The 21,486-nt window shown below is 57.7% G+C and carries 19 protein-coding genes; 7 read left to right on the plus strand and 12 right to left on the minus strand.

Annotated elements, in window-relative coordinates; genetic code table 11:
• Window positions 1-13: 13 nt before the first annotated feature.
• The gene (gene rnd / locus B2J69_RS22645) at window positions 14-1,135 is read left to right on the plus strand and encodes a ribonuclease D (protein ID WP_081142597.1); all 1,122 of its coding nucleotides are present in this window, start codon (window positions 14-16) and stop codon (window positions 1,133-1,135) included.
• A 53-nt stretch (window positions 1,136-1,188) separates the two neighbouring features.
• Here the strand turns inward: rnd and minE are convergent, their stop codons facing one another.
• The 3 genes from minE to minC are packed head-to-tail and all read right to left on the minus strand — an operon-like array spanning window position 1,189 to window position 3,012.
• Window positions 1,189-1,458, minus strand: a complete 270-nt coding sequence (gene minE / locus B2J69_RS22650; RefSeq protein ID WP_081142598.1) for a cell division topological specificity factor MinE — start codon at window positions 1,456-1,458, stop codon at window positions 1,189-1,191.
• Between the two features lie 3 nt (window positions 1,459-1,461).
• Window positions 1,462-2,274: a septum site-determining protein MinD gene (minD, locus tag B2J69_RS22655; protein ID WP_033746633.1), complete on the minus strand. Its 813-nt coding sequence runs from the start codon at window positions 2,272-2,274 to the stop codon at window positions 1,462-1,464.
• Between the two features lie 33 nt (window positions 2,275-2,307).
• Entirely contained in the window at window positions 2,308-3,012 is a 705-nt protein-coding gene (minC, locus tag B2J69_RS22660; RefSeq protein ID WP_081142599.1) for a septum site-determining protein MinC, read from the minus strand.
• A gap of 154 nt (window positions 3,013-3,166) precedes the next feature.
• Here minC and B2J69_RS22665 point away from each other — a divergent pair, with 154 nt between their 5' ends.
• The 3 genes from B2J69_RS22665 (at window position 3,167) to B2J69_RS22675 (ending at window position 4,923) form a co-directional block, all read left to right on the plus strand.
• The gene (locus B2J69_RS22665) at window positions 3,167-3,442 is read left to right on the plus strand and encodes a YcgL domain-containing protein (protein WP_081142600.1); all 276 of its coding nucleotides are present in this window, start codon (window positions 3,167-3,169) and stop codon (window positions 3,440-3,442) included.
• 307 nt (window positions 3,443-3,749) lie between these two features.
• Window positions 3,750-4,409, plus strand: a complete 660-nt coding sequence (locus B2J69_RS22670; protein WP_081142601.1) for a fumarylacetoacetate hydrolase family protein — start codon at window positions 3,750-3,752, stop codon at window positions 4,407-4,409.
• Between the two features lie 67 nt (window positions 4,410-4,476).
• Window positions 4,477-4,923 carry a YcgN family cysteine cluster protein gene (locus tag B2J69_RS22675; RefSeq protein ID WP_081142602.1) on the plus strand — a complete coding sequence of 149 codons (447 nt, stop codon included), beginning with the start codon at window positions 4,477-4,479 and terminating at the stop codon, window positions 4,921-4,923.
• A gap of 36 nt (window positions 4,924-4,959) precedes the next feature.
• On the opposite strand, the gene dsbB is transcribed toward B2J69_RS22675, so the two are convergent.
• Both dsbB and nhaB read right to left on the minus strand, forming a co-directional pair.
• Window positions 4,960-5,490, minus strand: coding sequence for a disulfide bond formation protein DsbB (dsbB, locus tag B2J69_RS22680; RefSeq protein WP_081142650.1), 531 nt, complete (start codon window positions 5,488-5,490; stop codon window positions 4,960-4,962).
• A gap of 117 nt (window positions 5,491-5,607) precedes the next feature.
• Window positions 5,608-7,137, minus strand: a complete 1,530-nt coding sequence (gene nhaB / locus B2J69_RS22685) for a sodium/proton antiporter NhaB (protein WP_081142603.1) — start codon at window positions 7,135-7,137, stop codon at window positions 5,608-5,610.
• A gap of 203 nt (window positions 7,138-7,340) precedes the next feature.
• Here nhaB and fadR point away from each other — a divergent pair, with 203 nt between their 5' ends.
• A complete protein-coding gene (gene fadR / locus B2J69_RS22690; RefSeq protein ID WP_081142604.1) occupies window positions 7,341-8,060 on the plus strand; it encodes a fatty acid metabolism transcriptional regulator FadR in 720 nt (239 codons plus the stop codon).
• A gap of 224 nt (window positions 8,061-8,284) precedes the next feature.
• Here fadR and B2J69_RS22695 read toward each other — a convergent pair whose 3' ends face one another.
• Complete coding sequence (locus tag B2J69_RS22695) at window positions 8,285-9,820, minus strand: SpoVR family protein (protein WP_081142605.1); 1,536 nt, start codon at window positions 9,818-9,820, stop codon at window positions 8,285-8,287.
• 506 nt (window positions 9,821-10,326) lie between these two features.
• Here B2J69_RS22695 and B2J69_RS22700 point away from each other — a divergent pair.
• Both B2J69_RS22700 and dadX read left to right on the plus strand, forming a co-directional pair.
• Window positions 10,327-11,628 carry a D-amino acid dehydrogenase gene (locus B2J69_RS22700; RefSeq protein ID WP_081142606.1) on the plus strand — a complete coding sequence of 434 codons (1,302 nt, stop codon included), beginning with the start codon at window positions 10,327-10,329 and terminating at the stop codon, window positions 11,626-11,628.
• Window positions 11,629-11,645: 17 nt separating this feature from the next.
• A complete protein-coding gene (dadX, locus tag B2J69_RS22705) occupies window positions 11,646-12,716 on the plus strand; it encodes a catabolic alanine racemase DadX (protein ID WP_081142608.1) in 1,071 nt (356 codons plus the stop codon).
• On the opposite strand, the gene B2J69_RS22710 is transcribed toward dadX, so the two are convergent.
• The 6 genes from B2J69_RS22710 to yeaG all read right to left on the minus strand — a co-directional run bounded on the left by B2J69_RS22710 (window position 12,709) and on the right by yeaG (window position 21,453).
• Window positions 12,709-13,902 (minus strand): multidrug effflux MFS transporter, encoded by a 1,194-nt coding sequence (locus tag B2J69_RS22710; protein WP_081142610.1) that lies wholly within the window; start codon window positions 13,900-13,902, stop codon window positions 12,709-12,711. The genes dadX and B2J69_RS22710 overlap by 8 nt on opposite strands.
• A gap of 113 nt (window positions 13,903-14,015) precedes the next feature.
• Window positions 14,016-15,482: an undecaprenyl-phosphate galactose phosphotransferase WbaP gene (gene wbaP / locus B2J69_RS22715; RefSeq protein ID WP_081142612.1), complete on the minus strand. Its 1,467-nt coding sequence runs from the start codon at window positions 15,480-15,482 to the stop codon at window positions 14,016-14,018.
• Between the two features lie 382 nt (window positions 15,483-15,864).
• Complete coding sequence (locus B2J69_RS22720; protein ID WP_081142614.1) at window positions 15,865-16,098, minus strand: DUF1480 family protein; 234 nt, start codon at window positions 16,096-16,098, stop codon at window positions 15,865-15,867.
• A 75-nt stretch (window positions 16,099-16,173) separates the two neighbouring features.
• Window positions 16,174-17,901 (minus strand): potassium/proton antiporter, encoded by a 1,728-nt coding sequence (locus tag B2J69_RS22725; RefSeq protein WP_081142616.1) that lies wholly within the window; start codon window positions 17,899-17,901, stop codon window positions 16,174-16,176.
• A gap of 249 nt (window positions 17,902-18,150) precedes the next feature.
• Window positions 18,151-19,428 (minus strand): YeaH/YhbH family protein, encoded by a 1,278-nt coding sequence (locus tag B2J69_RS22730; protein WP_081142618.1) that lies wholly within the window; start codon window positions 19,426-19,428, stop codon window positions 18,151-18,153.
• A gap of 90 nt (window positions 19,429-19,518) precedes the next feature.
• Window positions 19,519-21,453 (minus strand): protein kinase YeaG, encoded by a 1,935-nt coding sequence (gene yeaG, locus B2J69_RS22735; protein ID WP_081142620.1) that lies wholly within the window; start codon window positions 21,451-21,453, stop codon window positions 19,519-19,521.
• Window positions 21,454-21,486 lie beyond the last annotated feature (33 nt).

Below are 21,486 nucleotides of genomic sequence, written 5' to 3' on the forward strand. Positions count from 1 at the left end.
GTGAAAAAGCGATTTGAATTATTCCCTGATCGACCAAAATGACCAACTGGCCGCCGTGTGCCAGCAGGCTCGCCAGCATGCGGCTGTGGCGCTGGATACCGAATTTGTCCGCACCCGCACCTACTATCCGCAGCTGGGGCTGATCCAGCTGTTTGATGGCGAGCAGCTGGTGCTGATCGATCCGCTTACCATCAGCGACTGGTCGCCTTTTATCGCGCTGCTGAGCGACACCCAGGTGAAAAAGTTTCTGCACGCCGGCGGCGAAGATCTCGAGGTTTTCCTGCACCGTTTCGGCGTGCTGCCGCAGCCGATGATCGATACACAGATTCTGGCGGCCTTTAGCGGCCAGCCGCTGTCGTGGGGCTTCGCCGCCATGGTGGCGCACTTCACCCAGACCACGCTGGATAAGAGCGAATCGCGCACCGACTGGCTGGCGCGTCCGCTGACGCAGCGTCAGTGCGACTATGCGGCGGCCGACGTGCACTATCTGCTGCCGATCGCCCATCAGCTGATGGCGATGACCGAAGAGGCGGGCAATATGGCCGCGGCGCTTAGCGAGTGCGATCAGCTTTGCCAGCGTCGCCTCGACGTGCTGCAGCCGCAGGAGGCCTGGCGCGATATCACCAACGCCTGGCAGCTGCGTCCGCGTCAGCTGGCGGCGCTGCAGCTGCTCGCCGCCTGGCGCCTCAACGTCGCGCGCGAAAAAGATATGGCGGTAAACTTCGTGGTGCGTGAAGAGAACCTGTGGAAAGTGGCGCGCTTTATGCCGGGTTCGCTGGGTGAGCTGGATCACCTGGGCCTTTCCGGCCATGAGATCCGCTTCCACGGCAAAACCCTGGTGGCGCTGGTGGCTGAGGCGCAGGCGCTGCCGGAAGAGGCACTGCCGCCGCCGCTGGGCAACCTGGTGGATCATCCGCACTACAAAAGCGTGTTCAAAGCGATCAAGGCGCTGGTGCAGGAGGTAAGCGAGGAGAGCGGCTTTAGTCAGGAGCTGCTGGCGTCGCGCCGTCAGATTAACCAGGTGCTGAGCCAGCACTGGGGGCTAAAACCGCAAACGCGCGTGCCGGAGCTACTGGCAGGCTGGCGCGGCGATCTGTTCAAAACCCGCATCGAAGCGATTCTGTCGCAGATCTGACGCAAAAACATTCCCCTGCTCTGAAGCAGGGGAATATCAGGAAACGGACGCGGTCATTTGGTCGCTTCTTCCGTCTCCGGCAGCGTGACGTTAAGCTCCAGAATAGAAATGTCGTCGCCTTTCTGGTCAAGCTGAACGGTGACCATATCGGGATCGATCTTCACATACTTGCAAATCACTTCCAGAATGTCGCGCTTAAGCTGCGGAAGATAGTGGGGCTCACTGTCGCCCCTTCTGCGTTCTGCCACGATAATCTGCAGCCTTTCCTTGGCTATGTTGGCAGTGTTCTTCTTCCGGGATAAAAAGAAATCGAGTAATGCCATGGTTTATCCCCCGAACAGGCGTTTCAGGAAACCCTTCTTCTCTTCTTCAATAAAGCGGAAGGGGCGTTCTTCACCGAGTAAGCGATCTACGGTATCAGCATAGGCTTTGCCGGCGTCGGAATTCGTGTCGAGGATCACTGGCTCGCCCTGGTTAGAGGCGCGCAGCACCGACTGATCTTCCGGAATAACGCCCACCAGCGGAATACGCAGGATCTCCAGCACGTCTTCCATGCTCAGCATATCGCCACGATTGACGCGGCCAGGGTTATAACGGGTCAACAGCAGATGTTCTTTCACCGGCTCCTGGCTGTTCTCGGCGCGGCGCGACTTAGAGGCGATAATGCCGAGAATGCGGTCGGAGTCGCGCACCGACGAGACTTCCGGGTTGGTGGTGATAATCGCTTCGTCAGCAAAGTAGAGCGCCATCAGCGCGCCGGTTTCGATCCCCGCCGGGGAGTCGCAGACGATAAAGTCGAAATCCATCGCCGCCAGGTCGTTCAGCACTTTTTCCACGCCTTCGCGGGTGAGCGCGTCTTTGTCGCGCGTCTGGGAAGCGGGCAGAATATGCAGCATCTCGGTGCGCTTGTCTTTGATCAGCGCCTGATTCAGCGTGGCGTCGCCCTGAATAACGTTAACAAAGTCGTACACCACGCGGCGCTCGCACCCCATGATCAGATCCAGGTTACGCAGACCAATGTCGAAGTCGATGACAACCGTCTTTTTGCCTTTTTGCGCTAAACCGGTGGCGATGGCCGCGCTTGACGTGGTCTTGCCAACGCCCCCTTTACCGGATGTAACTACAATAATGCGTGCCATAAATGTTGATTTCCTTAACAGAAGAAAAGGGGCCTAATTAAGTGTCTGGATAGTCAGCGCGCCCTCTTCGAGGCTGAGGCGCGCGGCTTTACCAAAAAATTCCGCCGGGATTTGATCCATGATCCAGTACTCACCGGCGATAGAGACCAACTCTGCTGCCAGGTTGGTGCAAAAAATCTGGCTGTTGCGGTCGCCGCCGGCGCCTGCCAGCGCGCGTCCTCGCATCATGCCGTAAATATGAATATTGCCGTCGGCCACCAGTTCGGCACCGGCGCTTACGCTGTTGGTAACGATTAAGTCAGCATTGCGCGCGTAAATCTGCTGGCCGGAACGCACCGGCGTAGTGACAATGCGCGTTTTGCTGGCCGGCGGCTCAGCGGGTACCACGGGCTGCGCCTCAGGCGCGGGCGCTTCGCTGCGCGGCTTGCTCTCTTTGCCTTCCGCCAGCACCGGCAGGCCGGCGCGGGCGATCATGCGCTTCAGCGCCTCGTCTTTGCAGCCGCTGACGCCGACGATGCGCAGGCCGGTGGCGGCAATCGCCTGCTGCAGCTGTTTCCAGTTGACGTTGCCGCTCAGCGCCGCCACGTTAAGTACCACCGGCGCATTTTTTAAAAAAGCGGGCGCCTGATCGATTTTGTCCTGAAGTGCCTTGCGGATCACGTCAGGTTCGGGATGGTGCAGATGAACAACAGACAGGGTAAAACTGCTACCTTTGAATTCGATTGGCGTTTGTGACATCTGTCCCACTCAGTCCTGTTTTCTCGCCCGGCGAACAAACGTCGATAAAATCATCATTTCAGCTCGTCCGGTGAATATTCGAAGTTCTGCAAGCATGTTATAGTTACTGTTATTTCCAGGCAAGCCACCATCCAGGATTATTCGAGTAAAAAATATGTTTTGTGTGATCTACAGAAGCCCGAACCGTGAGCAGACTTATCTTTACGTTGAAAAAAAGGACGATTTCTCCCGTGTGCCCGAAGCGCTGCTGCGCGGCTTCGGCAAGCCTCAACTGGCGATGGTGCTGACGCTGGACAAGCGCGATCGGCTGGCCAACGCTGACATCAATAAAGTGAAACAGGCGCTTAGCGAACAGGGCTATTATTTGCAGATGCCGCCGCCGGTCGAAAGTTTGCTGAAAGTTCATCTTGAGACGGGAAAAAAAGATTAATTCAGATTCATCTGTAAATATAATCAGTGCTTCTCGCTTTCTCAGCATAATTATATATAACGATTTGCAGCAAAATAATGGCGCGATTATCGCGCCTTTTACTGGTCAATATTCTTTATTGACAATGGAGTGGCGATAAATTCACCGCTCCGGCAGCATATATTCACGCTTTTTTGACAATTTACGCACACTAATCTTTGCTAAACCATCTTATTATGGCCGTCACGGCGGGCGCAGACCCGCTGAAGCGCAAACCTCAACGTGCCGGCGTCGCTGGCATCACAACCAACCAGAGCAGGGGATTAGCATGTATCAGCATCGTAACTGGCAGGGCGCCTTGTTGGATTTTCCGGTGAACAAGGTCGTCTGCGTCGGCAGCAACTATGCGAAACACATTAAGGAAATGGGCAGCGCCACGCCAACCGAGCCGGTAATTTTTATCAAGCCGGAGACCGCCCTTTGCGATCTGCGCCAGCCGCTCTCTATTCCCTCCGCGTTCGGTGAGGTGCATCACGAAGTAGAACTGGCGGTACTGATTGGCGCCACCCTGAAGCAGGCCGGTGAAGAGCACGTGGCGAAAGCGATCGCCGGCTATGGCGTCGCGCTCGATTTAACCCTGCGCGATCTGCAGGCGGGCTTTAAAAAAGCGGGCCAGCCGTGGGAAAAATCGAAAGGCTTCGATAATTCCTGTCCGCTCTCTGGCTTTATTCCCGCGGCAGAGTTTCCAGGCGACCCGCAGGATACCGAACTCAAGCTGGTGGTCAACGGCGAGGTGCGTCAGCACGGCAGAACCTCAGATATGATCCATCAGATCCTGCCGCTTATCGCCCATATGAGTCAGTACTTTACCCTGCGCGCAGGCGACGTGGTGCTGACCGGCACGCCGGAAGGCGTTGGCCCGATGCGCTCCGGCGACACGCTGGAAGTCTCGCTGGCGGGACACGGCATCAGCACGCGCGTGCTGTAAAAACTTGCAACGCCGCGCCTGACCCGATATAAGGTGCGGTTTTGTGACTAACCCGGACGCCGCCATCATGAGTGAACTTCCTTTCTGGCAGACTAAACGCCTCGATCAAATGAACGACGACGAGTGGGAATCCTTATGCGATGGCTGCGGCCAGTGCTGCCTCAATAAACTGCAGGACGCCGACACCGACGAAATCTACTTCACCAACGTCGCCTGCAACCAGCTCAATATCAAAACCTGCCAGTGCCGCAACTATGAGCGCCGCTTCGAGTATGAAGAGGACTGCATTAAGCTGACGCGTGAAAACCTGACGCAGTTTAACTGGCTGCCGCGCACCTGCGCCTATCGCCTGCTGGGCGAGGGAAAAGGGCTGCCGGCGTGGCATCCGCTGCTGAGCGGCTCAAAGTCGGCGATGCACGCGCAGCGTATTTCGGTGCGCTATATCGCGGTAAGGGAAAGCGAAGTGCGCGACTGGGAGGATCACATTATCGATCGTCCCGACCGCAACGGCTGATAAAAAACAGGCTGCCTTCTCGGCAGCCTGTTTTTTTTAGCGGGAAAAAAGCTCGCGGCGTTTAGGCTTAAACGGCTGGGCGATCAGCGCCAGCAGCGCGACAATCAGGTAAGCAGCGAAAATCACCATCATCCACTGCGGCATGCTTAGCGTCAGGAAGCTCCAGCCGCGCTCCGCACAGTCGCCGCTGGCGACGAACACCGACGGCAGCCATTTATCCAGCGGCAGCCAGGCGGGAAAACGCGCGGCAAAATCGCAGGTGGTGAAGGGGTTAGGATGCAGCTGGATCATCGTATGCTCATAGGAGAGGCGAAGCCCTTCCCAGGCGCTGTAGATCCAGATCAGCAGGCCAGCCCAGCGCAGCGGGGTTTTTGGCGCGATAGCACCGACGATGCCCGCGCCCATCACGCCGAACAGCGCGCAGCGCTCATAAATACACATCACGCACGGCTTCAGTCCCATCACATGCTGGAACCACAGCGCCACCAGCTCCAGCGCCAGCGCCGTTAACGCCAGCAGCAGCCAGGCGGCACGACCGCGCGAAGATTGATTGAGATATCGCAACATCTTGCTTTCCCTGTAAACGGTAATGCCACGCAGTGTAAACCAAAAGCGCGGCGGTGCCAGCCCGGCGCAGGCGAAAATCCTGGTCATTTTGGGCTTAACCTGATCCAGGGCAGCCATTCACATCTGCGGCGCGGCGATCCAGCCCCACAGCTGCAGGGTTTCGGTCACCGGCACCAGCAGCCAGTGCAGGCAGGCGAAGCCGACCAGCGACATCACCACGGTAAACGGCAGCGCCATCCACACCATTCGCCCATAGGAGAGCCGGATCAGCGGCGCCAGCGCCGAGGTCAGCAGAAACAGAAACGCCGCCTGGCCGTTGGGCGTCGCCACCGAGGGCAGGTTAGTGCCGGTATTGGTGGCGACGGCCAGCAGCTCATACTGCTGCAGGTCGATCGCGCCCTGGCTAAAGGCCTGCTTTGCCTCGTTGATAAACACCGAACCCACAAACACGTTGTCGGATATTGATGAGAGCAGGCCATTAAACACGTAGTACCAGCTGAGCTGCGCGTGCGGCTCAGCCTGCAGCACAAAGGCAATCAGCGGGCTAAAGAGCTGCTGCTCCACAATCACGGCGACGATGGCGAAAAATACCGTCAGCAGCGCGGTAAAGGGCAGCGCTTCGGTAAAGGCCTGGCCGATGGTGTGCTCGTCCGTCACGCCGCACAGCGAGGTGGCGAGCACGATAACCGAAAGCCCGATCAGGCCGACTTCTGCCAGGTGCAGCGCCAGCGCGGCGATGAGCCAGACGCCGATAGCCGCCTGGATCCACAGCCGGAGGCGATCCTGACGCGTGCGCTGCGCCGCTGCCTCATGTTCGCTCTGCAGCAGGATGGCGCGTACTTCATCCGGCAGCGTGGCACCATAGCCGAAGAGGCGAAGGCGTTCCACCAGCAGGCTGGTGAGAATGCCGCACAGCAGCACCGGCACCGTCACCGGCGCCATGCGCAGGAAGAAGCCAGCAAAGTCCCAGCCCGCCGCATGGGCGATAATCAGATTTTGCGGCTCGCCGACCATGGTCATCACGCCGCCCAGCGCCGTTCCAACGCCCGCCTGCATCATCAGGCTGCGCAAAAAGGCGCGGAACTGTTCCAGCGTGGCGCGCTGTTGATGCGCCTCGGCGGCGTAGTCTGGGTCGGACGAGACGCGATGATAGATTTGGTAGAAGCCGACGGCGACGCTGATCACCACCGCGACCACGGTGAGCGCGTCGAGAAAGGCGGAAAGAAACGCGGCCGCAAGGCAGAAGGTGAGGCTGAGCAGCACTTTGGATCGCAGCGTCAGCAGCAGCCGCGTAAAGACGAACAGCAGCAGCTGTTTCATAAAAAAGATGCCGGCCACCATAAAGATCAGCAGCAGCAGCACTTCCAGATTGCCGGCCAGCTCCTGCTTGACCTGCTCGGCGCTGGCCATGCCGATGGCGATCGCCTCCAGCGTCAGCAAACCGCCGGGCAGCAGCGGATGGCACTTTAGCGCCATGCCGAGGGTGAAGATAAATTCGGCGATCAGCAGCCAGCCGGCGAGAAACGGGCTGACAAAGAAGAACAGCAGCGGATTGATGATCAGAAATGCCAGCAGCAGCATTTTGTACCAGTTGGGCGACTGGCCGAGAAAGTTGCGATGCAGCGCCTGGCCCCAGGTGATCTCCATGGCGAAATGTCCTGTGCGAAGTAGAGAGAGTGAAAGGGTAATCAGCGCCATCAGGTGACGCAACAGTGCCTTGCAGGATTGCGCGCGGCTGCTGATTTTTGCGCCAGCGCGCGCTTTTAATCCTTGCGCAGTCTATAACAGCTCCAGGGCGTCTGGTATGATGAGTGCCATTTCGACAAAGAAAGCAACGAGAAAACATCGCTATGGTCATTAAGGCGCAGAGCCCTGCGGGATTTGCTGAAGAGTATATTATTGAAAGCATCTGGAACAGCCGCTTTCCTCCTGGGTCGATCCTTCCTGCTGAACGTGAGCTTTCTGAACTGATCGGCGTGACCCGCACCACGCTGCGCGAAGTGCTGCAGCGCCTGGCGCGCGACGGCTGGTTAACCATTCAGCACGGCAAACCGACGCGCGTGAATGACTTCTGGGAAACCTCCGGCCTGAATATTCTTGAGACGCTGGCGCGTCTCGATCACGACAGCGTGCCGGTGCTGATTGATAATCTGCTGTCGGTGCGCACCAATATCGCCTCGATTTTTATCAGCCGCGCGCTGCGTCACCATCCCGATAAGGCGCGCGCCGTGCTGGAGAGCGTCTCCGGCATCGAGGATCAGGCTGACGCCTATACCGAACTTGACTATCGCGTGTTTCGCGGGCTGGCCTTCGCCTCCGGCAACCCGATTTACGGGCTGATCCTGAATGGACTGAAAGGGCTGTACACCCGCGTCGGCCGTTACTATTTCTCTAATCCCGAAGCGCGCGAGCTGGCACGTAACTTTTATGCGCGGCTGGAAACGCTGTGCGTGAAAGAGCCGTCGCAGGATCAGATTGTCGACACGGTGCGCGACTACGGCCGTCGCAGCGGCGAGATCTGGCACAGCATGCAGAAAAGCATGCCGGAAGATTTAGGCAGCAAGCGCTAAAAGCGGAAAACCGGACAGCGTCCGGTTTTTTTTCAGGCCGCACCGCTGCTCAGGAAGCGGGTAGCATGAACAGAAGAGCAAAGCGTCCCGCGGCAGGGATGCCGCGGGCCGAGCGCGCAGGGACGCCTTGAGCGACTTTGCGATCTGTTCATGCTACTCGCGACCGCGCCTGACTCACAGGCATAAAAAAACCGGACGCTGTCCGGTTTTTTTATGGCATTTCCTTACAGCGCATTGCCACGCGTGGGACAGCGGTCCAGCAGCTCGACGCTGCCATCCTCGTTCTGCTGCTCGAGGTTCACGTCGAATCCCCATAGCCGATGTACGTGCTTCATCACCTCGCGGCGGCTCTTGTCGAGCGGCGTGCGGCTTTGCGGCACATAACGCAGCGTCAGGGAACGGTCGCCGCGCAGGTCGACGTTGTAAACCTGAATATTCGGCTCGAGATTGCTCAGATTATACTGCGCGGAAAGCTGCTGGCGGATGGCGCGATAGCCCGCCTCATCGTGAATAGCGGCGATCTCCAGATAGTTATTGCGATCGTCGTCCAGCACGGTAAACAGGCGGAAGTCACGCATCACCTTCGGCGACAGGAACTGGCTGATAAAACTCTCATCCTTGAACTCGCGCATGGCGAAGTGCAGCGTCTCCAGCCAGTCAGAGCCGGCGATATCCGGGAACCAGTAGCGATCCTCCTCCGTCGGCGACTGACAGATGCGCTTAATATCCTGGAACATGGCGAAGCCCAGCGCGTAGGGGTTAATACCGTTATACCACGGGCTGTTATAGGGCGGCTGAAACACCACGTTGGTGTGGCTGTGCAGGAACTCGATCATAAAGCGATCCGACACTTTGCCCTCGTCATAAAGATGATTGAGGATGGTGTAGTGCCAGAAGGTCGCCCAGCCTTCGTTCATCACCTGCGTCTGCTTCTGCGGATAGAAATACTGGCTCACCTTGCGCACGATGCGCAGGATCTCACGCTGCCACGGCTCCAGCAGCGGCGCGTTCTTCTCCATAAAATAGAGCAAATTCTCCTGCGGCTCCGACGGATAGCGCGCCGCTTCGACGTGCACCGCCTCTTTCTCGCGGCGCGGCAGGGTACGCCACAGCGTATTGACCTGGCTTTGCAAATACTCTTCGCGGCTCTTCTGCCGCGCTTTCTCTTCCTGTAAAGAGATCTTCTGCGGACGCTTATAGCGATCGACGCCGTAATTCATCAGCGCATGGCAGGAGTCGAGCAGACGCTCCACTTCCTCAACGCCGAAACGCTCTTCGCAGTCGGAAATATATTTCTTCGCGAACAGCAGATAATCGACGATAGAGCTGGCGTCGGTCCAGCTGCGGAACAGATAGTTATTCTTGAAAAAAGAGTTGTGGCCGTAGCAGGCGTGCGCCATCACCAGCGCCTGCATGGTCATGGTGTTCTCTTCCATCAGATAGGCGATGCAGGGATTGGAGTTGATGACAATCTCATACGCCAGCCCCTGCTGCCCGTGCTTATAGCGCTGCTCGGTTTCGATAAACTTCTTGCCAAACGACCAGTGAGCGTAATTGATCGGCATACCGACGCTGGAGTAGGCGTCCATCATCTGCTCGGAGGTGATCACTTCAATCTGATGGGGATAGGTATCGAGCCGGTAGAGTTTGGCTACGCGGTCAATTTCCGCAAGGTAGACATCGAGCAAATCGAATGTCCAGTCCGGTCCATCGCTGAGTCGTTTGCTGTCCTTAATCGGATCGTCAAAGATTGTCGTCATAGCGCACCTCTGTTTTGCAAACAGGCCTGCCCGCTGCGAGCAGCCGGTTTTGGTAATTTCAAGGCTCATCCCTAAGAAAGAGAACCCCAAAAACAGGCGAACACTTCAATGATAGCCCACTGTTACTTATCTGATCGCGGAACTCAACTGAATTATTCGGCACAAAATCATCCAGAAAAGGCAGCTAAAGCATTTGATGAGCTGATATAGGGTTAAAACGCCTGGCGCCAGCATAAAACGCTGTTTATAAGAGGATTATATGGCGTCGGCTTATTCTCCTGAAATAAGTGAATAATGCCGGTTGCGCTATGATTAACTGCTAAGAATAGGTGAAAAGGCGCATAAGTTACTGATTTTGTCTCAGCCATAAGATTTTAGTGTCTGAAAAAGTGAAAAACATGTGAAATAAGTTAATAAGGTAGGGGCGGCAGCCAGCAGGTTGGAATGCGCTGGTATCACGCTCTGGTCTAGTGAATTATGCTATTGAATTTGCCGGTGGGGGCGATATGCACGTAGTGATTCTGGGTAGTGGTGTGGTGGGCGTGGCGAGCGCCTGGTATTTGGCGCGCGCGGGCCATCAGGTGACAGTGCTGGATCGCCAGCCCGATGCCGCGCTAGAGACCAGCGCAGGCAATGCGGGACAGATCTCCCCTGGCTATGCGGCGCCCTGGGCCGCGCCGGGCGTGCCGCTGAAAGCGGTTAAGTGGATGTTTCAACGCCATGCGCCGCTGGCTATTCGCCTCGACGGCAGCAGCTTCCAGCTGGAGTGGATGTGGAACATGCTGCGCAACTGCGACATGCAGCACTACCAGCAGAATAAAAGCCGTATGGTGCGCATCGCCGAATACAGCCGCGACTGCCTGAAGGCGCTGCGCGAAGAGACCGGCATCGCCTATGAAGGACGGCAGGGCGGCACGCTGCAGCTGTTCCGCACCCAGCAGCAGTTCGACAGCGCCAGTAAAGATATTGAGGTGCTGCGCGAGGCGGGCGTGCCCTACGAGCTACTGCAGGCGCATGAGCTGGCGCGCGTCGAGCCGGCGCTGGCAACCACCCAGCACAAGCTGACCGGCGGGCTGCGCCTGCCCAACGATGAAACCGGCGACTGCCAGCTCTTCACCCAGAAGCTGGCGCGAATGGCGCAGGAGGCGGGCGTGGTATTCCGCTTCAATACCCCGGTCGATCAGCTGCTGCGCGAAGGCAACCGCATCTATGGCGTCAAGTGTGGCGACAAGGTGATCAAAGGCGACAGCTATGTCGTTGCTTTCGGCTCGTATTCGACCGCGCTGCTGAAGCATATTCTCGATATCCCGGTCTATCCGCTAAAAGGCTACTCCCTGACCATTCCGGTGAAGAACCCGGAGGCCGCGCCGGTCTCTACCATTCTTGATGAAACCTATAAGGTGGCGGTGACCCGCTTCGACAACCGTATCCGCGTCGGCGGCATGGCGGAAATTGTTGGTTTTAACAACAAACTGTTGCCCGCTCGTCGGGAAACGCTGGAGATGGTGGTGCGGGATCTTTATCCTGAAGGCGGTCATATCGAACAGGCCAGCTTCTGGAGCGGCCTGCGTCCAATGACCCCAGACGGAACGCCGATTGTCGGTCCGACGCCGCTCAGCAACCTCTATCTGAACACCGGACACGGCACGCTGGGCTGGACCATGGCCTGCGGCTCCGGTCAGCTGCTGGCGGACCTTATCAGCGGCAAAACCCCGGCGATTGCCGCCGACGATCTGTCGGTGCTGCGCTATTTGCCCGGTTTTGCGCCGTCATCAGCACCATTACGCAACGCGAACGCCACGCGTTAACTTTCAGGGAGAGAGGTATGTCACGTCCCGTTTTTGCCACCATCGATCGGCAGGCGTTGAGTCACAATCTGACGATCGTGCGCCAGGCGGCGCCCGACGCGCGCGTCTGGTCGGTGGTCAAGGCCAATGCCTACGGCCACGGCCTGAGCCGGGTCTGGGAGAGCCTGTCGCAAACCGACGGCTTTGCGTTACTCAATATGGAAGAGGCGATACTGCTGCGCGACAGCGGCTGGCGCAAACCGATCCTGCTGCTGGAGGGCTTTTTTCATCAGGAGGATCTGGCGCTCATCGACCGCTATCGCCTGACCACCAGCGTGCACAGCAACTGGCAGATCAAGGCGCTGGCGGAGGCGCAGCTCTCCGCGCCGGTAGATATCTATCTCAAGGTCAACAGCGGCATGAACCGGCTCGGCTTTCGTCCCGAGCAGACGCATGGCGCTTACCAGAAGCTGCGTGCGCTGCCTAACGTCGGCGATATCACTCTGATGGCGCACTTTGCCGATGCGGAAAATCCCGACGGGCTGGTGGCGCCGCTAGAGCGCATTGAGCAAGCCGCCGAAGGGCTGGCTATTCCGCGCTCGCTCTCTAACTCCGCCTGCACGCTCTGGCATCCGGAAGCGCACTATGACTGGGTGCGACCCGGCATTATTCTCTACGGCGCCTCGCCCAGCGGCGACTGGCAGGATATCGCCAGCACCGGCCTGAAACCGGTAATGACCCTGAACAGCGAACTTATCGGCATTCAACAGCTCAGCCCCGGCGACGGCGTCGGCTACGGCTATCGCTACCGTGCGCAGCAGGCGCAGCGCATCGGCGTGGTGGCGTGCGGCTATGCCGACGGCTATCCGCGCCACGCGCCCAGCGGCACGCCGGTATGCGTGGACGGCGTAATGACGCAGGTGGTCGGCGCGGTCTCGATGGATATGATCACGGTGGATTTAACTCCGTGCCCGCAGGCCGGCATCGGTTCGCAGGTTGAGCTGTGGGGCGATCGGGTGAAAATCGATCGGGTGGCGAAAGCGGCCGGCACGGTAGGCTATGAGCTGATGTGCGCGCTGGCGCCGCGCGTGCCGGTTAAGGTTATTTAAGCGCGGTCAGCGAACCGTGCATTTTTCTGCTGCAGCGCCAGGCGATCAGGGCCAGCGCTGCGCCCGCCAGCATCATCAGCGCCAGCGCGCTCTTTTCCGCCACCGGCAGCATGACAATCAGCAGGCTGCCCGCCGCGCCGCCCGCCATCTGAATAAAGCCCTGTAACGCCGCCGCCACGCCAGCCTGCTGCTGATAAGGCTCCAGCGCATAGCTGGTGGCCGGACCGACGGTAAACGCCAGACCCGCCACCGACACGGCGACCGGCAGCATATAGAGCGCCCAGTGTGCCTGCATCGTCTGCGGCAGCAGATGCATCCCCGCGAACAGCAGCAGCGCGCCCGCCAGCATGGTGACAAACCCCATCGCCAGACAGAACGGCCGTCCCGCTTTGCGGATGGTTTTATTGACGAAGGCGCTCACCAGCATGATCCAGAAACCATTGGCGCCAAAGGCGAACGAGAACTGAATCGGCGTCAGGCCGCCTTCGTTCATCAGCACCTGCGGCGCCAGCGACACATAGGTCAGCACCATGCCGAGCGCGCCGGCGTTGGCAAAGGCGAAGGCAAGAAAGCGCGGCTGGCGCAGGATAGCGCCATACTGCGCCAGCGGCACGCCCCTGACCCGCAGCGTATCGGCGGGGCGCGTTTCCGGCAGCCAGAGCAGCACGATCAGCGCGATCAGCAGGCCATAGGCGCAGAGAAACCAGAAGGGCGCGCGCCAGCCGAAGGCGCTGGCGAGCAGGCCGCCCAGCAGCGGCGCCAGCGCGGGCACGATATTGAGCGCGCCGTTGAGAAAGCCGTAGGCGCGCGCCGCGGCGTCGCCGCTCAGGCGATCGCGCACGCCGCTGAACGCCACTACCGCGCTACAGCACACCGCGCAGCCCTGAATCAGCCGCGCCGAGAGGAACATCGGCCAGTTGCTGGCGGTGGCGGCGACGGCGCTGCCAACCACGTAGAGCGCCAGTCCCAGCAGCGCGATCGGCTTGCGGCCGTAGTTGTCCACCAGCGGGCCGGTCACCAGCTGCCCTAAGCCCATCACCAGCAGAAAGATCGGAATGGTGGTCTGGATCAGACTCACCGGCGTATTCAGGCCAAGGGCAATATCCGGCAGGGTAGGAAGATAGAGATCGATGCCCAGCGGCGCCAGCAGCACCAGGCTCAACAGCATCAGGGTAAATTTTTGCATAAAAACCAGAGGGTGAACGTCCTGTTAAAACAAGCGGGAAGGGTAATGAGTTGGGGGCGAAAAGAAAAGAGGAAATTGCGATGCCCGCCGCTAAGCGGGCATCGGCCTCGCGCTTAGTAGGCGCCGTCGCGGCGCAGCACTACGCCGGCGGTTTTGAACAGAATGGCGATATCGGTCCAGAGCGCCCAGTTTTTCACATACCAGGAGTCGAAGTAGACGCGCGTATCGTAGTCGATATCGTTGCGTCCGCTGACCTGCCACAGGCCGGTCATGCCCGGTTTTGCCATCAGGTAGTAGTCCACGTCGCCCGCGTAGCGCTCCAGCTCCGCTTCGATCACCGGACGCGGGCCGACCAGGCTCATTTCGCCGCGGATCACGTTCCACAGCTGCGGCAGCTCATCGAGGCTGGTTTTGCGCAGGAAGCCGCCGATTTTGGTGACGCGCGGATCTTTCTTCAGCTTAAAGTCTTTGTCCCATTCGGCGCGCGCCTCTTCGCTGGTGGCCAGCAGCTTTTCCAGCACCTCTTTCGAGTTGGTCACCATCGAGCGGAATTTCAGGCACTTAAACTTCTCGCCGTTCTGGCCGATACGCTCGTGGCCGTAGATGGCGTTGCCGCCGTCGCGTTTCACCATATAGCAGAGCAGGCCGAATACCGGCGCCAGAAACAGCAGCAGCATCGACGCCACCACGATGTCGAAGCAGCGCTTGAGGAAGCGCGAGGAGCGTTTCGCCAGGCTGTTGCTGACGCGCAGGATCATCACTTCATGGCTGAAGATAAACGACATATCGGTGCCGTAGAGCGGCACGCCGCGCAGGGTCGGGATCACCGAGACCGAGCGGCAGTTCATCTTAGAGAGAAACTTCAGCCAGGTGTCGCGCACCGCCTGCTGTTCGAACTCAGTGGCGACAATAAACTGCACGTTTTCGCGGTCGATGGTCTGCCAGTTGATATCCTGCTGTTTGATCATCGGCACGCCGTTGACGGACGAGGGAAGGGTTTCGTCGTCGGTGCTGATAAACGCCTGCACGTTGTAGCCGAGGATCTCTTCGCTCTGCAGCGCGGCATAGGCTTCCATGGCGTTTTTGCCCGAGCCGATAATAATGGTCTCTTTTTGCCACTGGCCGGCGCGGTTGATGGCGCGCTTGACGCCGGCACGCATCAGCGGCAGCAGCAGCAGCGCGTACGTCCAGCTAAAGAGCCAGACCATGCGCGAAAAGTCCCACTTGGAAAAGGCGATCAGCGCCAGATCCAGCAGCGAAAAGACAAACAGGGTTTTAATAACTTCCTTCAGCTCGAACCAAAAGGGCTTGCGGTAGGTGTAGTGACGCATGCGCATCCAAAAATAGGCGGTGCACAAAACAGAGAGCGCAAACTGCGCAATAAAACGGTATTCGATTTGATGAGGCGGAATAAACGCATCGAGATCGCCCCAGATCCCCTGAATAGTCGCCGCCGATAAAAACAGGGCCAGATTAAGGGCAATCAGGTCGGAAAAGCTTAACGCTAGTTTTGCGAGGATATTTTTTCGCGTTCCGCTCCATGAGCGGCTCGCATCATTCATCACCAATGTACTTGCCATAACACCTGCTCTCTTTTTTCTTAAGTAAAAGATGGCCTGACCAGAATCAAGTACGCGCTCAGGAGTGGACATCTGAAAAAGCAAAATAACGCGCTTTCAGTTCATTACAGTCGTTAGAGCCATACAGGCTGCAGTGAGGAGATAACACATTTACGTGATGATTATCACGAAAAGCTGCAGCAACGATTAAGAGTATGCAGGAGATATTTGACAGAGTTAATACGGAACAAATCCTAAAAACCTTTTTTTGCCTAAAGTTTTGTTCACGTAAGTTGATGAAATGGTTGCTTAAACTGGCGGGATAACCGGAAATAACCAAATATTTTAGGACACTTTTTCGGAATTACCGCCAGGAAAGGTCGCTGGCGGTGAAAATAGCGGCTCAGGCAGGTTTTTTTAATACCCACTGGTCTTGCTGTTTATCGTAATGCGCAATTTCTAAATCTACCGGCTCGCCATCAATCCAGGCCGGCACGCTGGTTTCATGATCCCAGCCGTCGAGCTGATAACTCAGGCCGGGATTGGTTTGACAAGGGATGCTGACGGTCTGCAAATTATCGCTGTCGAGTTCGGCATCGATAATCTCATAACGGCCAATTTTCACGACGTGTCCCATAACGTTCTCCCGTTTGCTGGGTTAAATAATCAGCATAGCTGTTTCCGCCGGAATATCGAGCCGCAGCGTATCGGATTATTCTCGCTCTTCCGCGACCCGCACCCCGATTTTAACGATGCGGTTGTCCTCTTTTTCCGCCACCGTCCAGGTCAGATGGTTCCACTCGACATGGTCACCAACTACCGGCGTTCCGCCAAGCATGCTCATCACCAGCTGGCCCAGCGACTGCTGCTGGTTGGTGTCTTCATCCAGCTCCAGCCCGTAAATCTGCGCCACATCGTGCAGGCGCGCGTCGGCGTCGAGAATAAAGTCGCCGAAGAAACGCTGATCGAGCGCCACCGGCGGTGACTGGCTGAACATTTTGCCCAGCGCAGGCAGATCGCGCTCGCGGCCAATCACGCAGATGACATCGCCCTCTTTCAGGCGGGTGTTGGCGTTCGGGTGCATCAGCGCGTTATCGCGAAACAGTGCGGCAATGCGGGTTTCGCGCGGCATCTGCAAATCGCGCAGCGCCGCCCCAACGCACCATTTATCGGCGCTCAGCTGGTAGACGAACTGCTCCCAGGGGTTTTCCGGGTGGATATCCAGCCCGACGCGGCTGACAGGCGACGCGGTCGGCGGCACCACCACGCGCGCTTTTTTCGCGGCAAAGCCGAGCGAGGTGCCCTGCAGCATCAGCGACACCAGCACCACAAAGAAGGCGATATTAAAGTAGAGCGAGGCGTTTTCCAGCCCGGCCATCATTGGGAAGACCGCGAGGATAATCGGCACCGCACCGCGCAGGCCGACCCAGCTGATAAAGATGCGCTCGCGCCCGGTAAAGCCGCGGAACGGCAGCAGGCCCACCAGAATTGACAGGGGACGCGCCACCAGAATCAGCCACAGCGACAGGAGCATCGCTGGCACCGCGATATGCCAGAGGTCGGACGGCGTCACCAGCAGGCCGAGCACGATAAACATGCCGATCTGGCTCAGCCACGCCATGCCGTCAAAGGTTTGCAGAATGCCGTGTCGGTTGCGAATCGGGCTGTTGCCGAGCAGAAAGCCGCACAGATAGACCGCCAGAATGCCGCTGCCTTCCAGCATGGTGGTCAGCGCGAACACCAGAATGCCGCCGCTGAGCGCCAGCAGCGGATAGAGGCCGGTGGCAAGGTTAATGCGGTTGATCAGCTGCTGCAGCGCCCAGCCGCCGCCCAGTCCCAGCACGATGCCCAGACCGAACTGCTGCACCAGATGCACCAGGAACATCCAGTCCAGCCCGGTTTCGCCTTTCTGAATCATCTCAATCAGCGTAATGGTTAAAAACACCGCCATGGGATCGTTGCTGCCCGACTCAATCTCCAGCGTTGAGCTGACGCGTTCGTTTAGCCCTTTGTCGCCCAGCAGCGAGAAGACCGCGGCGGCGTCGGTGGAGCCGATAATCGCCCCGATGAGAAAACCCTGCATCAGGTCGAGGCGGAACAGCCAGGCGGCGGCGACGCCGGTCAGGCCGGCAGTAATCATCACGCCGACCGTGGCCAACGACAGCGCCGGGCCGAGTGCCACCTTAAAGGAGCTGGCTTTGGTGCGCATGCCGCCGTCCAGCAGGATCACCGCCAGCGCCAGGTTGGAGATCAGGTAAGCGGCGGGGTAGTTATCAAAGGCGATGCCGCCAATGCCGTCGACGCCGGTCAGCATGCCTAACGCCAGAAAGATCACGAGGATAGGAATGCCCAGACGGGAGGAAAAAGAACTGAGTAAAATGCTCGCGGCTACCAGCACAGAACCGATAATAAAAAGGCTATAGACAATGTTGTGGTTCAATGTGGTCTCCTGCGGTTACGACGTTCAGGTAGCGGCTGTCGCGGGGAATGGCCAGGCATCAAAAAAAGACGATGCGTAATCAGTAAGTTGTCGGTGCATTAACTCTAATTTTACCGCTTTGTTTTTCGATTAAAGCACTGCCTTAATGTGCAAAAAAAAGACATTGTTCGTCAAGGGGATTAATGGCGGGTATTTTAGCATGTATTCGCGGGATTGAAGAAAAAGCCGGTCAGCGACCGGCTCAGAGCGTCAGGCTTCTGCCGCCTGTTTGTGAAACAGCTCGCGAAATACCGGGTAAATATCTTCCGGCTCGCGGATGTGCTGGATAGCGAAGTTATCAAATACCGACTGCAGGTGCTCATACTCGCGCCACAGGGTCTGATGCGCGCGTCGGGTGATCTCGATATAGCTGTAGTAGCGCACCACCGGCAAAATGTTTTTCGCCAGTATTTCATGGCACAGCGGCGAATCATCGGCCCAGTTGTCGCCATCCGACGCCTGCGCCGCATAGATATTCCACTGCGCCGGATCGTAGCGCTCTTTGACCACCTCATCCATTAGCTTCAGCGCGCTGGAGACGATGGTGCCGCCGGTTTCCTGCGAGTAGAAGAACTCCTGCTCATCCACTTCCTTGGCCTGCGTGTGATGGCGGATATAGACTACGTCAACGTTTTTATAGGTCCGGCTCAGGAACAGATAGAGCAGGATGTAAAAACGTTTCGCCATATCCTTGGTCGCCTGGTCCATCGAGCCAGAGACATCCATCAGGCAGAACATCACCGCCTGGCTGGAAGGCTCAGGGCGCTTCTCGAAGTTTTTGTAGCGCAGGTCAAAGGTGTCGATAAAGGGCACCCGCTCGATACGCGCGCGCAGCTCGGCAATCTCTTTGCGCAGGCGCTCCTCTTCCAGCAGCTGAGCGGGCTCCGCTTTCTCAATCGCCGTCAGCGCCTCTTCCAGCTCATGCATCATGCGCCGCTTGCCCGCCGTCATCGCGGTCCGCCGCGCCAGCGAGTTCTGCAGCGAGCGCACTACGCTGATATTGGCGGGCACGCCGTTAGAGGTGAAACCGGCACGATGGGTTTTGTACTCGTTCAGCTGGCGATGCTGGTTTTTACGCAGATTCGGCAGCGCCAGATCTTCGAACAGCAGATCGAGATACTCATCTTTGGAAATCTGGAAAACGAATTCATCCTGACCTTCGCCATCCTGACTGGCGTTGCCCTGACCGCTTCCGCCGCCACCACCGCCGCCCTGCGGACGCTCGATACGGTCGTTTTGCACGAAGTGATCGTTGCCGGGATGGACGCGATGACGACTGCCGCCGCGCCCCTGATGGAAAATCGGCTCGTTAATATCGTCAACTGGAATCGACACGGACTCGCCACTTTCAACGTCGGTCACCGAGCGTTTATTGATGGCCTCGGAGATCGACTGTTTGATTTGCGACTTATAACGGCGCAAAAAGCGCTGTCGGTTGACTGCGCTTTTATTCTTGCCGTTAAGTCGCCGATCGATGAAATAGGCCATAAAATTCCCCCAAACGTTGTAAGCAGGTCGGGCAGCAGCCCGACCTTATGGGTATTAATGCCAGCGCATCAACGTGCTTACGCGGTGTGATTATGACGATTTACGCACGCGCAGATACCATTCGCACAGCAGACGCACCTGCTTGCGGGTATAGCCTTTTTCCATCATGCGCTCGACGAAATCATCATGTTTCTTCTGTTCATCCGTGGAGGTTTTGGTATTGAACGAGATCACCGGCAGCAGCTCCTCGGTGTTTGAGAACATTTTCTTCTCAATCACGGTGCGCAGCTTCTCGTAGCTGGTCCAGTTGGGATTGCGCCCGTTGTTCTGCGCGCGGGCGCGCAGCACGAAGTTGACAATCTCATTGCGGAAATCTTTCGGGTTGCTGATCCCGGCCGGCTTCTCGATTTTTTCCAGCTCCGCATTCAGCGACTCACGGTCGAACAGCTGTCCAGTATCGGGATCGCGATACTCCTGATCCTGGATCCAGAAATCGGCGTAGGTCACGTAGCGGTCAAAGATGTTTTGGCCATATTCAGAGTAGGACTCCAGATAGGCGGTCTGGATCTCTTTGCCGATAAACTCGGCGTATTTCGGGATCAGATAGCCTTTCAGGTGTTCCAGATACTTCTCTGCCTGATCCTGCGGGAACTGCTCGCGCTCAATCTGCTGCTCCAGTACATAGAAAAGGTGCACCGGGTTCGCCGCCACTTCGTTGTGGTCGAAGTTAAACACGCGCGACAGGATCTTAAAGGCGAAGCGCGTTGACAGACCGTTCATCCCTTCGTCGACGCCCGAATAGTCATGATACTCCTGCCAGGATTTGGCCTTGGGATCGGTATCCTTCAGGCTTTCGCCGTCATAGACCCGCATTTTCGAGTAGATGCTCGAGTTTTCCGGATCTTTCAGACGCGACAGGATAGAGAAGCGCGCCAGGGTTTCCAGCGTGCCGGGCGCGCAGGGCGCGGTGGCCAGCTCACTGTGGTTGAGCAGCTTCTCGTAGATCTTGATCTCTTCGGAGACGCGTAGGCAGTAAGGCACTTTGACGATGTAAACACGGTCAAGGAACGCCTCGTTGTTTTTGTTGTTGCGGAAGGTCACCCATTCTGATTCGTTGGAGTGGGCGAGGATAATGCCGTTAAACGGCAGGGCGGAGATCCCCTCGGTGCCGTTATAGTTTCCTTCCTGCGTCGCGGTCAGCAACGGGTGCAGCACCTTGATCGGCGCCTTAAACATCTCCACGAACTCCATAATGCCCTGGTTGGCGCGGCACAGCGCGCCGGAGTAGCCATAGGCGTCGGGATCGTTCTGCGCGTGGTTCTCCAGCTTGCGGATATCCACTTTACCCACCAGCGCGGAGATATCCTGGTTGTTCTCGTCGCCAGGCTCAGTTTTGGCGATGGCCAGCTGCTCCAGAATCGACGGCCAGACCTTCACCACCTTGAAGCGGGTGATATCGCCACCGAAGTCATGCAGGCGCTTGGCGGCCCACGGTGACATGATGGTGCCGAGATAGCGACGCGGCACGTTGTACTCTTTTTCAAGAATATTGGCGTCTTCCTGCGGGTTGAACAGGCAGAGCGGATGATCGTTAACCGGGCTGCGCTCGCCGTCGGCGCTGAGAACGTAAATCGGCACGCGCTGCATCAGCGATTTCAGCCGCTCCGCCAGCGAGGACTTACCGCCGCCTACCGGGCCCAGTAAATAAAGGATCTGTTTTTTCTCCTCCAGACCCTGCGCGGCATGTTTCAGGTAAGAGACAATCTGTTCTATCGCTTCTTCCATGCCATAGAACTCTTCGAAGGCCGGATAGCGGCCAATCACACGGTTGGAGAATATTCTGGAAAGGCGTGGCTCCTGAGCAGTGTCGACCATTACTGGCTCACCTATAGCCATTAAGAGTCGCTCTGCAGCGTTGGCGTATGCACTGCGATCCTGTTTACAGATGGTCAGAAATTCCTGCAGTGTGAACTCTTCGTCCTTGGCAGCTTCATAACGCTGACGATAGTGATCGAATATATTCATAGCGATGCCCGTCCTTTCGTTTTTAGCACAGGT

It is taken from the genome of Pantoea latae (assembly GCF_002077695.1).
GTDB lineage: Bacteria > Pseudomonadota > Gammaproteobacteria > Enterobacterales > Enterobacteriaceae > Pantoea > Pantoea latae.

Excerpts from the sequence above, each read along its gene's own strand:
- minE (WP_081142598.1), bottom strand. The coding sequence starts at position 1,458 with ATGGCATTACTCGATTTCTTTTTATCCCGGAAGAAGAACACTGCCAAC.
- minD (WP_033746633.1), bottom strand. The coding sequence starts at position 2,274 with ATGGCACGCATTATTGTAGTTACATCCGGTAAAGGGGGCGTTGGCAAG.
- minC (WP_081142599.1), bottom strand. The coding sequence starts at position 3,012 with ATGTCACAAACGCCAATCGAATTCAAAGGTAGCAGTTTTACCCTGTCT.
- B2J69_RS22665 (WP_081142600.1), top strand. The coding sequence starts at position 3,167 with ATGTTTTGTGTGATCTACAGAAGCCCGAACCGTGAGCAGACTTATCTT.
- B2J69_RS22670 (WP_081142601.1), top strand. The coding sequence starts at position 3,750 with ATGTATCAGCATCGTAACTGGCAGGGCGCCTTGTTGGATTTTCCGGTG.
- B2J69_RS22675 (WP_081142602.1), top strand. The coding sequence starts at position 4,477 with ATGAGTGAACTTCCTTTCTGGCAGACTAAACGCCTCGATCAAATGAAC.
- dsbB (WP_081142650.1), bottom strand. The coding sequence starts at position 5,490 with ATGTTGCGATATCTCAATCAATCTTCGCGCGGTCGTGCCGCCTGGCTG.
- nhaB (WP_081142603.1), bottom strand. The coding sequence starts at position 7,137 with ATGGAGATCACCTGGGGCCAGGCGCTGCATCGCAACTTTCTCGGCCAG.
- fadR (WP_081142604.1), top strand. The coding sequence starts at position 7,341 with ATGGTCATTAAGGCGCAGAGCCCTGCGGGATTTGCTGAAGAGTATATT.
- B2J69_RS22695 (WP_081142605.1), bottom strand. The coding sequence starts at position 9,820 with ATGACGACAATCTTTGACGATCCGATTAAGGACAGCAAACGACTCAGC.
- B2J69_RS22700 (WP_081142606.1), top strand. The coding sequence starts at position 10,327 with ATGCACGTAGTGATTCTGGGTAGTGGTGTGGTGGGCGTGGCGAGCGCC.
- dadX (WP_081142608.1), top strand. The coding sequence starts at position 11,646 with ATGTCACGTCCCGTTTTTGCCACCATCGATCGGCAGGCGTTGAGTCAC.
- B2J69_RS22710 (WP_081142610.1), bottom strand. The coding sequence starts at position 13,902 with ATGCAAAAATTTACCCTGATGCTGTTGAGCCTGGTGCTGCTGGCGCCG.
- wbaP (WP_081142612.1), bottom strand. The coding sequence starts at position 15,482 with ATGGCAAGTACATTGGTGATGAATGATGCGAGCCGCTCATGGAGCGGA.
- B2J69_RS22720 (WP_081142614.1), bottom strand. The coding sequence starts at position 16,098 with ATGGGACACGTCGTGAAAATTGGCCGTTATGAGATTATCGATGCCGAA.
- B2J69_RS22730 (WP_081142618.1), bottom strand. The coding sequence starts at position 19,428 with ATGGCCTATTTCATCGATCGGCGACTTAACGGCAAGAATAAAAGCGCA.
- yeaG (WP_081142620.1), bottom strand. The coding sequence starts at position 21,453 with ATGAATATATTCGATCACTATCGTCAGCGTTATGAAGCTGCCAAGGAC.